This window comes from Aquamicrobium sp. LC103, assembly GCF_001014615.2.
Classification (GTDB): domain Bacteria; phylum Pseudomonadota; class Alphaproteobacteria; order Rhizobiales; family Rhizobiaceae; genus LBCQ02.
Genome location: NZ_LBCQ02000006.1, coordinates 373,919 through 386,121 on the forward strand (window position 1 = coordinate 373,919; position 12,203 = coordinate 386,121).

The 12,203-nt window shown below is 61.7% G+C and carries 10 protein-coding genes; 1 reads left to right on the top strand and 9 read right to left on the bottom strand.

What is annotated here, in order from left to right:
- Positions 1 to 22: 22 nt before the first annotated feature.
- Positions 23 to 1,354 carry a class I SAM-dependent methyltransferase gene (locus XW59_RS14430; protein WP_136068240.1) on the top strand — a complete coding sequence of 444 codons (1,332 nt, stop codon included), beginning with the start codon at positions 23 to 25 and terminating at the stop codon, positions 1,352 to 1,354.
- 63 nt (positions 1,355 to 1,417) lie between these two features.
- Here XW59_RS14430 and XW59_RS14435 read toward each other — a convergent pair whose 3' ends face one another.
- The 9 genes from XW59_RS14435 to XW59_RS14475 form a co-directional block, all read right to left on the bottom strand.
- Entirely contained in the window at positions 1,418 to 2,827 is a 1,410-nt protein-coding gene (locus XW59_RS14435; RefSeq protein WP_047146081.1) for a DUF2793 domain-containing protein, read from the bottom strand.
- A gap of 223 nt (positions 2,828 to 3,050) precedes the next feature.
- Entirely contained in the window at positions 3,051 to 4,169 is a 1,119-nt protein-coding gene (locus XW59_RS14440) for a class I SAM-dependent methyltransferase (protein ID WP_052958174.1), read from the bottom strand.
- A gap of 15 nt (positions 4,170 to 4,184) precedes the next feature.
- Positions 4,185 to 5,114, bottom strand: coding sequence for a dTDP-4-dehydrorhamnose reductase (rfbD, locus tag XW59_RS14445; RefSeq protein ID WP_047146003.1), 930 nt, complete (start codon positions 5,112 to 5,114; stop codon positions 4,185 to 4,187).
- Entirely contained in the window at positions 5,111 to 6,184 is a 1,074-nt protein-coding gene (rfbB, locus tag XW59_RS14450; RefSeq protein ID WP_047146004.1) for a dTDP-glucose 4,6-dehydratase, read from the bottom strand. Before rfbB ends, rfbD begins: the two co-directional genes overlap by 4 nt.
- Positions 6,185 to 6,193: 9 nt before the next feature.
- Positions 6,194 to 6,757: a dTDP-4-dehydrorhamnose 3,5-epimerase gene (gene rfbC, locus XW59_RS14455; RefSeq protein ID WP_047146005.1), complete on the bottom strand. Its 564-nt coding sequence runs from the start codon at positions 6,755 to 6,757 to the stop codon at positions 6,194 to 6,196.
- Positions 6,754 to 7,635, bottom strand: coding sequence for a glucose-1-phosphate thymidylyltransferase RfbA (gene rfbA, locus XW59_RS14460; RefSeq protein WP_047146006.1), 882 nt, complete (start codon positions 7,633 to 7,635; stop codon positions 6,754 to 6,756). Before rfbA ends, rfbC begins: the two co-directional genes overlap by 4 nt.
- 292 nt (positions 7,636 to 7,927) lie before the next feature.
- On the bottom strand, positions 7,928 to 10,231 hold the full coding sequence (locus XW59_RS14465) for a TonB-dependent receptor (protein WP_082137600.1): 2,304 nt from the start codon (positions 10,229 to 10,231) through the stop codon (positions 7,928 to 7,930).
- Between the two features lie 172 nt (positions 10,232 to 10,403).
- A complete protein-coding gene (locus XW59_RS14470) occupies positions 10,404 to 11,375 on the bottom strand; it encodes a FecR family protein (protein ID WP_246666091.1) in 972 nt (323 codons plus the stop codon).
- Positions 11,376 to 11,488: 113 nt separating this feature from the next.
- Positions 11,489 to 12,004 carry a sigma-70 family RNA polymerase sigma factor gene (locus XW59_RS14475; RefSeq protein WP_047146007.1) on the bottom strand — a complete coding sequence of 172 codons (516 nt, stop codon included), beginning with the start codon at positions 12,002 to 12,004 and terminating at the stop codon, positions 11,489 to 11,491.
- Between the last annotated feature and the right edge of the window lie 199 nt (positions 12,005 to 12,203).

Below are 12,203 nucleotides of genomic sequence, written 5' to 3' on the forward strand. Positions count from 1 at the left end.
CTCTTGTAAAGAGGAACATTATATGAAGTTGAATATCTTCAAATTAATGTCTGACATGAATATATCACAAATAAATATTAGAATACCTAACGCCAAAACGCGAACAAATTTTAAAACGGTTCTCATAGGCCATTCTGCATCAGGAAAATCTTCTCTTCTTAACAAGCTGGGACTTGCGCGCGATGAGTGCGATATGGACGTATTCGTTCAACAGAACAAACTTGAGCATAATTTGGAATCCTTTTTAGAGATGATTCACCGTTACCCGGATTATCCTATTTATGTTATCTCAAATGATGCATCTCTACTAAAGGAAGTTTCTCAAGCTAAAAATCAAAAGATACTTTCTGATTTTATATTTGTATATCTCAAAAGGCCGGCGGATAAAACATTCGAATTTTTCAAATTACCAAACACGGACGGTCAGAGGCATAAATATCTAAACAGAGATGAGTATGACATATTATATACAGCCTTTGATAATAAGTTCAGGGAAATATCTGATTGCTTAATCGAATATGACGGTACAGATATATCTGAACTAGCTGAGGGAATAGATTTTGTTTTTGGCGCGAGTTTACAAGCCAAACCCATATCGCCCGACGCCCCGCCCATCCGCCGATCTGAAAAACGAAATGGCGGGGAAGAACGTTCATTTCAGGAATACTACGAGATCGCACGCTCCGGGGTAGTCTCCAACCTGATCTCTCAGGAAGAAATGAGAGAAATCACCGCTGGCGGGTACCAGGTATTTGACGCGACAAGATTTCCCCCAGTACCTCATCCGCAATCGATCTGCGGGAAAAAATTAAACGACCTTCAGTGGAAAACCGATGAGTTCAAGGAACAATCAGTTTTGGAGATCGGTTGCCAGCTTGGTTTCTTCACCTTCATGGCTCTCGCAAAGGGGGCATCTGAGGTTGTTGGGTTCGATCTGAATCCGCGTTTCATCACAGAGGCGAACAAGATCGCTTTACACTATAAGCAGAATGTCTGCGGGTGGGGGGACGCTAGAGCGAAGTTTGCCACGCGGCGGTTCGCGCCCGGAGAAAACTTAGGTCTTAAGCCGGATATCCTGATAACGAATTCGATCGTTCATTGGTGGGTAATTCAGAATCCTGACAAGAGCATCGAAGAGATCATGGATTGGTTACGGATTTCAGTAAATCAATCCGTATATTTTGAAGGATGCGTCACTGCGGAAGAGTCGATAATGCAACAGAATGGAGTTTCTTTGGAAAGGTACAACGAAAAACTCTTTATTGATGTTTGCAAATCTCTATTCTCGGATTTCGAATTTATTGGACGTTGCTCCTATGATAAACGCCGTATCGTTGTACGTCTCCATCGATAGACCTGAAACGTGATGAACTCATCAAATATGCCGATCTAATGCATATTAACTTGGTTCCATCTGCTATAAGTATTGTCCGCCGCCTATTATAACTCCCCCCGCGTTCCCCGGGAAAACTGCCTCGCCACTGCCATTGACGAAAATGACACCATTACCGCTGGCACGGTAACGTACGCCGGTGGCAACGCCGGAATAGGTGTTGCCGTAGGCCGATAGAAGCCCGGTATATTGAGCAAGTGCAAAGGCACTCGAAAAAGCCGGCGTGCCCGTCAGCGTCACCGTGCTGTTGGTCATCAGGATGTGCCCACCCTGGTTGGCGTAGAGATGCTGCTGCGCGCCGCCGGCGATCTCGACATTGCCGATAATCTCGACATATGCGCCGTTGTCCGCGCCGACATGGCGCGAGGCGGACGGCCCGAAAGCGACCCTGCCGCGCAGGAAAACCACCGCGCCGTAGCGCGCCCATAGGCCGATGGACCCGGTCAGCTTCACCCCCCTCACCGTCGCCTTGGCGCCGGCGGCGTCGACGCGCAGCGCCGTGCCCGTCGCGCCGCCGTCGATGACGACGTTTGCCGGCGCCGCGTCATTGCCCTGGATCGTCAGCGTGCCGCCGTCGAACATCGGCCGCGACATCGTCGCGGAGGAATAGCTGCCGCTGGCGAGCTGGATCGTCACCGCATTTCCGGCGGCGTCGAGCGCCAGAGCGGCATCCACGGCCCTCTGCAGGGTGGCGAAGGCCTGCGGCGTCGACAGGCCGGAGGCTCCGTCGTTGCCGCCGGGGTTCACATGGTAGATGCGCGGCGCGAACAGCATCTCGCGGACACCGCCGGAAGGAAACCCGACACGGCCGGTGGCGCGCTCGACACGCAGCGCCTCGCGCCATTGCACACCGTCCGGGCTGACCTTCACGGCGAAGTCGTCGTTTCCTGCCAGCCCCATCTCGGCCCTGCCCTGATAGGCTGACTGGAACAGGAGCGACGCCGTCTCGGCCTCGCCCGCCTTGTTCACCTTGAGCCGGTGGCCGTCGCCGGCGTGGTTGAAGAGGCTCGACGGCGACGCGACCGCAAGCCGGTTTTCGGCATCGGCGGCGGCGTTGATGCCGACGGTTTCGAGATTGGAAAGCTCGGAGGGCGACGGCAATTCGATCCATCCCGTGCCATCGAACACGAGCGGCCGGCCACGCGCCCTGTCGAACGCCAGCCAGCCCGGCTGCGGCTTCACGAACTCCCAACCGCCATCGCGAAAGACGGCAAGCTCCGCTTCACGGCCGGCAAAATCGCCGGAAGCCACCGCCGCGACGATCATCCTGTCGCCCGGCGAGGGACTGGCCGGCGGAGCCGCGGCCTCTCCGGAAACCGAAAGTTGGACAAGAAGGTCGAGCATCTGCAGCGCTTCGTTGTGCGTCACGTGCTTCTGGGCCTGCGACGGCATGATGAAGGGCAGGGAAAGAATGTCGGTGGTTTCGGTGGTCATGTGTCGGCGCTTCCGTTCCGGTTCTCTGCGCCGATCATCACGCCGGTCCGCGCCGCGTGGATGAAAAAAGGTGCGAGAAAAGAGCAGAAGCCGCATGCGGACGGAAATCAACGCATGGCTTCAAACGCTTGCCGGCGCGCGGCGAGGGCCGCGACCGTGTCTAGTCGACCGGTTTCATCCACATGGCCTGGGTCGGCGTGATGAACCCGTTCGACCCTTCAGCCTATTTTTCCGAATCCGCCGTGATCTGCGCGAGGCGCTGGGCGAACACGTCCATGTCGGGAGCGCGCACGGTCGCCTCCCGCATCGCGTCGATCGCCGCCGGCCAGTTGCGCCGCCGCGCCTCCAGATTGCCGAGATGGGCGTATCGTCCGGCATCGGGGCGCATCTCGATGGCCTGCTTGATTGCGTCGACCGCCTCGTCCACCCGGTTGTTCCTGTTCAGCGCCAGGCTCAGATTACTGAGCGCGCCGTCATTTTTCGGATTCTCCGCAAGGACGGTGCGCAAGCGGACGATCTCGACCGCGTTGGTCAACTCCTCCCGAATCGCGTCCTGTCCCGCGGGGAAAGCACTCGAGACGACGCCGCGGAGGTCCGCCCCGCGCGCGATCGCATCGCGCTCCACCTTTTTGATGGTCTCCGCCATCGTGGCGCTCTGTCCGACCGCCTGGCCAAGATGGGCGAAGATCGTGCGAACCCCCTCCCGCCCCTCGGCTGTCCGTCCGGCGGCGAAGAGCGCTTCGAGCGCGCGCGGAAAATCGTCACCCATCCCGAGCACGCCGAGGCCGTGGCCGTGCAGAAACTCGAAATGCGGACGGTCCGCCGCTATTTCGGCCCACAGGCGGAAGACACCGAAATCGCGCTCGCGAACGTTCGTGTCGTGGAAAAGCACGACCGCATTGGGCGCAAGCTTCGGGCGCCACGTTTCGAAATCGTGGGCAACGGCATCGTAGCTGTGCAGGCCGTCGATATGCAGCAGGTCGATGCTGCCGTCCTCGAAATGCGCGGCCGCCATGTCGAAATTGGCGCGCACCAGCCTCGAGAAGGCGGCGTAGCGCGGATCGTGATAGGCCGCGAGATCGGCATAGACCTCCTCGCCGTAGAAGCCCGCGTGCTCGTCGCCCTTCCAGCTATCGATGGCATAGCAGCTACAGTCGAGATGAAGCAGCTCGATTGCCTGGCAGGCTGCGCAATAGGAGATGCCGTTGTGGACCCCGAGCTCGACGAAACGGCCGGGCCTCAACGCATCGACGAGCCAGAACATGAAAGGCACATGCTCGATCCAGGCCGACTGGGCGACGCGGTCGGGGAAGCGGAACGCGGTCGGAGTGAACGGGATCATGGCGACGCCTCTGGTTTATCGACCTCGAAGGAAAGCTGCGTTGGTGTTCGGCACCGCCGGCGCTGCACCAAGCAGTCGCGCGACGACATGTTCGGTCGAACGCTCCCAGAACGGAGCGCGCCAGCCATATGCCTGCTCCAGCTTGTCCGTGGACAGGCGGGAATTTGCAGGCCGGCGTGCCTTGGTCGGAAACTCGGCCGACGTGATCGGCCGTATCGTCGCGAAAGGCCCGCCCAGAACGCGGCTCGCCATCATCACCTTTTCGGCGAGGCCGCTCCAGTTGACGTCGCCCGTCCCCGCGAGATGGAAAATGCCGAAGCGTTCGTCGGACCGTTCTTCCGCGAGCCGGCTCGCGACATGGAGAATACCGTCGGCGATGTCGAGGGCGGAGGTCGGATTGCCCCATTGATCGGCGACCACGGCGATCTCCTCCCGTTCCCCGGCAAGCCGCAGCATCGTCTTGACGAAATTTTTGCCGAACGGGCTGTAGACCCAGGCCGTCCGCAGGATCACGTGACGAGGGTTTGCCGCGGCGACGGCGTGTTCGCCTTCGAGCTTCGTGCGGCCGTAGACGCCTTGCGGATCCGTATCGTCGGCTTCGCCATAGGGCTCGCTCGAAGCGCCGGAAAACACATAATCGGTCGAAAGGTGGATGATCGGAATCCCGGCCTCGGCGGCCGCGCCCGCCAGCACGCCGGGGCCGGTCGCGTTGATCCGGTGCGCGATGTCCGGCTCGTCCTCGGCCTGGTCGACGGCGGTGTAGGCAGCGGCGGAGACGACGATGTCCGGGCGCACGCTGGCGACAGCGCGGGACAGGCTCGCCGCATCGGCAAGATCGAGCTGCGGCCGCCCGAGCACCACCACCTCCAATGCTGCTCCGCCTTGCGCCCGCTCGAGAAGACACCGGACGACCTGTCCTTCCGTGCCGGTGACGAGCAGCTTCATGCCGCGCCTTTCAACGCCGTGCCGAGGCGCTCCCCGGCATAGGTCTTCTCGCGTATCGGCCGCCACCACCATTCGTTCTGCAGATACCAGTCGACGGTATGCGCCAGGCCGGTCTCGAAGGTCTCCTCGGGCCGCCAGCCGAGTTCCCGTTCGATCTTGGCAGCATCGATGGCGTAGCGGCGGTCATGGCCCGGCCTGTCGGTCACGAAAACGATCAGCTCGCGGTGAGACTTGCCGGATGCCCTTGGCCTCTTCCCGTCGAGGATATCGCAGATCGCCTCGACGACGGAGAGATTCGTGCGTTCCGCGCGCCCGCCGATATTGTAGCTTTCGCCCACGACACCGCGAGTGGCGACCTGCGCCAGCGCGCGTGCGTGATCCTCGACGTAGAGCCAGTCGCGGACGTTCGCGCCGGCGCCGTAGACCGGCAAGGGCTGTTCGTGCAGCGCGTTCAGGATGGCGAGCGGGATCAGCTTCTCGGGGAAATGATACGGGCCGTAATTGTTCGAACAGTTGGAAAGCACGACCGGCAGCCCGTAGGTCTCGTGCCAGGCGCGTACGAGATGGTCGGATGCGGCTTTCGACGCCGAATAGGGCGACGACGGCGCATAGGGCGTTTCCTCGGTGAAGATGCCTTCGTCGAAGGGCAGGTCGCCGAAAACTTCGTCGGTAGAGATATGGTGGAAGCGGAACCGCTCCGCCCGTTCGGGCGACAACTCCCGCCAGTGGGCGAGCGCGGCGTTGAGCAGCCGATAGGTCCCCACGATATTGGTCTCGATGAAGGCGCCCGGCCCGTCGATCGAACGGTCGACATGGCTTTCGGCGGCAAGATGCATCACTGCATCCACGCCTTCGCCGCGCATGATCTCGCGCATCGCCGCCTCGTCGCAGATGTCCGCGTTGTGGAAACGATAGTTCGGACGGCTCTCGATCGAGCGGAGCGAGGCCAGGTTTCCGGCATAGGTGAGCTTGTCGACATTGATCACCTTCGTCTCCTCGTCGTCCGCGAGGTGACGGCAGACCGCCGATCCGATGAAACCAGCCCCTCCGGTTACAAGAACGGTTCTCATCTGCTTCTCCTAAACGCCCTGAGCGAACACTTCGGCTGCCGCCAGAAACGGAGCCGCGCGGTCCTTTTCAGAAAGCTGGATCTCGTCCGCCGGTATCGGCCATTCGATTCCGATCTCGGGATCGTCGAAGCGAATGGAGCGATCATGCTCCGGCGAATAGAGTTCGGTGACCTTGTAGATGACCTCGGTGTCCGGTTCGAGCGTGATGAAACCATGGGCGAATCCCGCGGGAACGAGGATCTGGTTCCATTTCTCGGCCGAAATGACCAGCGAAACCCAGCGGCCGAAAGTCGGGGAGCCGCGCCTTATGTCGACAGCGACGTCGAGTATCGAGCCCCGCACGACACGCACCAGCTTGTCCTGCGCCTTGGGAGGCAACTGGTAGTGAAGCCCGCGCAACACACCCCGCGCCGCCGAGTAGGAGTGATTGTCCTGCACGAAGTCGAGCTCGATGCCGGCAGCAACGAACTTCTCGCGATTGTAGGTTTCCGAGAAGAACCCCCTGTCATCGCCGAATTTTCGCGGCGTGATCTCGACAACGCCGTCCAGGCCCAAGGGCGTTACCGTAATCATGACTCGAGAAATTCCATTCCGCGGCGGCGCAGATAGGCCGCATATTCGGTCTTGCCGAGCCTATCGGCCCGCGCAATGACCTGGTGCGGCTCGAGCCAGCCCATTTCCATGCTGATCTCCTCCGGGCAGGCGATCTTGATGCCTTGGCGGCGCTCGATCGTGCGGACGAATGAAGACGCCTCGTGCAGACTGTCATGCGTGCCGGTATCGAGCCAGGCATAGCCACGGCCCAGCCTGTGGACATGCAGGCTGCCGCGCTCGAGATAGGTGTTGTTCACCGTCGTGATCTCTAGCTCGCCGCGCTCCGAGGGTTTGATCGACGAGGCGATGCCGACCACGTCGTTGTCGTAGAAATAAAGCCCGGTGACCGCCCAGTTCGACTTCGGCTGGGCTGGTTTCTCCTCGATGGACAACGCCTTGCCGGTCGTCTTGTCGAAAGTGACGACGCCGTAGCGCTCCGGATCCTCGACATGATAGGCGAAGATCGAAGCCCCTTCTTTCCTGCGCACGGCCTCCTTGCAAAGGGCCGAGAGGCCGTCGCCGTGATAGATGTTGTCGCCGAGGATCATCGCGACATTGTCGTCGCCGATGAAATCCTTGCCGATGAGGAAAGCCTCTGCGAGGCCGTTGGGATGAGGCTGCTCGGCATAGGAGAGCGAGATGCCGAATTCGCTACCATCGCCCAGCAGGGAGCTGAAGACGCCAAGATCTCGCGGCGTCGAAATGACAAGTATATCCCGTATTCCCGCCAGCATCAGTACGCTTAGCGGGTAAAAGATCATCGGCTTATCGTAAACCGGCAAGATCTGCTTCGAAACGGACAGCGTCAGCGGATACAATCTCGTTCCGCTCCCCCCCGCCAGTATAATCCCCTTCATAGGTATTCCCATTGCAACCAAGCCATCAGGCAACGGTCTGCACCGAATTCCTTCCTCGGTAAAGAGACGAATTCAGATTATGGGTATTATCAAGACGATTCCAATGGCCGCTTGATGCGCCGAACTCATCCATTGGGACAGGGGCTGGACGGGATGGACGTACCCCGCCCGGGCAGCAGCGCCGTGCAGAACTTGAGCCCCCGCCAAACGGGATCAAAGTCAGGCGGTGCGCCCGCTCCTTCGGCCGAACCGTCGAAGGAGCGACAAGATGGCTCTTCCGGGCGACCGTACTTTAGAACGTCGCCTTCGCGGTCAGCAGGAAGCTCCGTCCCGGTTCGTAGAGCGGCGTCACGTTGCCGAACTCATGGCCGTAGGTGGCCCGCTTGGAGTAGGCTTCGTTGAACAGGTTCTGAACCTCGGCGCGGAAGGTGAAGTTCGGCAGCCTTTCTGGCCGGTACTCGGCGAAGACATTGACGATCTCGTAGGCCTTGTATGGTTCGACTCCCTCGGCGACGTGGTCGTACTCCGGCGCGATCTCGATATCGCCGCCGATCGTCAGCCCCAGATCGGTGAAGGTGTGGGCCGCCGCGATCGTGATGATGTGGCCGACCGGCGTCGCCAGGTAGTTGCCGATGTCGGTATCGGCGGGCGCGCCGTCGATGTCGACGTCGATATGGGCGTATTTCACCTGCACGTAGCCGCTGCGCCAGTCATAGCCGGCACCGATCTCGAAGCCTCGCGATTCGACCTCGCGCGTCATGAGCGCTCCGGTGGCGGCGGGGCTGTAGCGCGGCGAACGGGCGTTGTTGATGTCGGTGCGGAAAATGCTGCCTTCCAGCGTGAACCCGTCATGGTGCGCCTTGAGGCCGACCAGGTAGTTGTTCGCCGTGACCGGCTCGGGACCGTCCGCACCATACATCCAACCCGGATTCATGATGAAGTTCTCGGCGAGCGGAATGCCGGCCCAGACATGCGAGAAGCCGGCTTTGGCGGTGAGGAACTCGTTGAGATCGTATTCGCCCGAGACATTGGCGCTGAGGCCTGAATTCTCGAACTTCGATCCATCCACGCCGGTAAACCACTGATGGTCCGCCCGAGCTCCGAAGGAGAGGCGGGTGCGCTCCCAAGGTTCGAGCCGCGCTTGCGCGTAGAGGCCGACATTGCTCGCCTTCTCCTCGCCCGGCTCGTAGAGGTCGTCCAGTTCCGCCTTGTCGCGGTAGAAATCCAGCCCCGCCGTCACGCTGCCGATATCCAGACCGAACCTGTTCTCGATTTTGCCGTTGATGGTCGAGGTTTTGCCGCTGGTATCATAGGAAGACCCATCCTTCAGAAACACCGGCACTTCGACTTCCGTCGATCCATAGGCCAGCACGACCTTCGGGTCCCACCACCCTTCCGGCGTTTCGTCCGTAAAGGTGAACACCGTATTCTGCCGTTCGAGGCGATAGTCGCGAATGGGCGGCTCCCATGGCTTGCCGGTATCGACGAAACCGGCATTGGCGCGGAAGGGCCGCGGCGCGTCGTCCACCAGGCGGTCGTGGCTGATCTCGAAGCGATGGCCGCTCGCGAACTGATAGGCGAGCTTGCCGAGGCCGCTGAGCAGGTGGGTCTCGGTCCCTTCGACCTTGTCGCCGTTGCCGGCGTCGAAATCGCCGCCCTTGCCGAAATTGAAATAGCCCAGGAACTCCAGCCCCTCATGGACGCCGTAGCCCGCGAGCCCGGTGGTGACGGTGTCGCTGTTGAAATTGTAGGTCGACGTCACCAGCCCGCCGATCGATCGGCCCTCGGCGAGAAGATCGCGCGCACGCTTCGTCTCATAGCCGATGGCGCCGGCAAGCGCACCCGGCCCGGCGTCGGCCGGAGCGACGCCGGCGTCGACCGATACCGCCCTCAGCAGGCTCGGATCGATCAGATTGGTGGCATTGTGATGAAAGACCTTGTTGTTCTGCCGGCTGCCGTCGATGCTGACGGCGAGATTGGTTTCCTCGATGCCGTGCACGTAGACCTTCTGCGACATCGGCAGCGAGCTGCCGACCTGGATACCCGCTTCCTCGCGGAAGACGTCCGCAAGGTCGGTCGGATTGAGCCGTTCGAGCTGCTCCTGTCCGATCACGGTCTCGGAAACGCCGCCCCGGCCCGCTCCCTGTCCGGTGACCTCGATCGTGTCGAGAACCATGGCGCCCTCGCCCAACTCGCCGAGCGGTGCCGCACCGCCGGAGGCGGAAGGCGCGCCGATGACGGCGGTGCCGTTGGCGATGCGGAAGGAAATGCCGGTTCCCGCCAGAAGCCGCGAGAGCGCCTGCTGCGGCGTCAGCGAGCCACGCACCGGGCTCGCCGCCACGCCGCGCGAGGTCGAGGCCGCAAGCGTCACCTGCAATCCGGACTGACGCCCGAAGGCGTTGAGCGCCGAGGCGAGCGGCTGGGCGGGAATGTCGAAGCTGCGGGCCGCTTCCTGCGCCCATGCCGGCGAAATGCCGACGGAAACCACCCCTCCAAGCGTCGTAAATGCGACCGTTGCAAGCAGTTTCGCGGCAAAGGCGGCCTTGTCCTTCGTCGCCCTTGAAACCTGCCCGTGCCCGGCTATCGGAAAAATCATCAGCCCCGTCTCCTGAATATTTGCAGGCCCCGGCCCGCATTCACAACAGGGACGATCGGCGTCCGCCGTTTTTTCATCGCGGCGAAATTTTTCTTGCCCGGCCAGCGGCAAGATCGGCTCTCGCTAGCATCGAAGGTCAGAAAGCCGGGGCCCGCTTTTCGGCCCAACGCCTCTAGAACGGTGCCACGACGCGCAGATAGGCCGACACGCGGTGCACCTTTCCGCCATGCGGCTCGACCAGCGCCTCGAGCGCGCGGTCGGGATCGGTCAAGTCGTAAAGGCCGGTGACGCGCCGCCCGGCCAGCGTGCTGTCGGCAATGCCGATCCAGGCACCGTGATAGCGCCGCAGTTCCTCCACCACCTCCGCTATTGTCACGTCGTCGACGAACAGCCGGCCATCGCGCCAGGCGGCAATGTCCTCGGGAGCGATGTTCCGCCGAGTGATCGACCCGTCGGCATGGGCAACGATCGCCATCTCGCCGGGCGAGAGCTCCGTGGTCACCGCGGACGCGCCGGCGACCGAAATGCCGACGACGCCGCGCGCGAGCTGCACCGTGGTCTGCGTCTCGGAGAGGCGCACGTCGAAAGCCGTGCCGATCACCGCGACCCTGATGCCACCGGCCTCGACGGTGAACGGCCGCGCCGGATCGCGGCTCACGTCGAAGAAGGCTTCGCCCGAAAGAAGCGTCACGCGGCGTTCTTCCGCGCTGAAATCCGTTTCGATCGCGCTCGCCGCGCCAAGCTCCACGGTCGAGCCGTCCTCGAGCGCGACGGTACGCAACTCGGCCGTCTCGGTCCGGTGATCGGCTCGAAACGCCAGGAGAACCGAAGGTCCGGCGAGCCCCAGGACGAGGGAGGCGGCGAGCGCGGCGCCGAGGCCCGCTCCCCATATCCGCCGGCGCCTGCCGGCCGCCGGAGCCGGCGCCTGGCCCCGACGCCGCCACAGATGCTGGTGGGCAGCCGGCACCTCTCCCATCGCCTCCCAGGTGCGTCCGGCCTTTTCCCAGGCCTCCCGATGCGCGGCCGAGCGGCTGAGCCAAAGCGCGAATTCCCGCTCCTCCGCGCCGCCGCCCCCGGCCCTGAGACGCAGGAACCAGTCCATCGCTTCTTCCAGAATCTCCTGGGTTTCGTCTTGCCGCGTCAATGCTTGCCTGCCCTGGTTCCTGCCGGGATTCATAGCGGATTGCCGTGAAAATTCCCTCCCTCTCTATTCGTAGGACGATCGAGGCGCGGAATTTTTTCGCCCGGCAGGTTTGATCAGCCATCCTTCATGTCGAGCGCCAGCGCGATCTTCACCATGGCGGTGCGGACATGTCTGTGCGCGGTGGCGACCGAGATGCCGAGACGGCTGGCGACTTCCTCCAGCGTATAGCCGCCCAGCCGATGCATTTCGACGGCGATGCGAATATCCTCGTCGAGCGTCGCCAGAACATCCGCCGCGATCCTCGCTCCGTCGCGGTAAAGCAGACTGTGTTCGGGCGACGGCAGTTCCCGCGAGATCGTCCAGGCCGGCGGATCCTCTTGCGCGCGCGTCTCGACGCGGCGACGCTTCAGGAGATCGAAGCAAAGGTTGCGCACGACCCGATAGAGATAGGCCAGAGCCTGCCCCGGGGATTCCCGCTCGATTTGCCCCGGGCGGAAGCGAAGATAGGCGTCCTGGACGATATCCTCGGCCACGTCGCGCGATCCCAGGATGCGCGCCGCGTAGTCGATGAGCGCGGAGCGGTTGGCAAGATAGAGTTCGTGATCGAGACGTTCCGGGGAGGCATCCACTGGCGGCCGGCATAAAACATGAGTATCAAAATCATGTTTATATTCTCGTGCGGGCCCTGAAAAGCCGCATTTTCATCATCGGGAAGGATTTCGGTCCGCCCGGCAACTCTTCGGCAGGTGCGTTCCATCTGCGCCTTGCTTGGATAGGCCAACCAGAAACGCAAAAACCTCCGCAGCCTGGGCTTTGGAGGTATCGCAA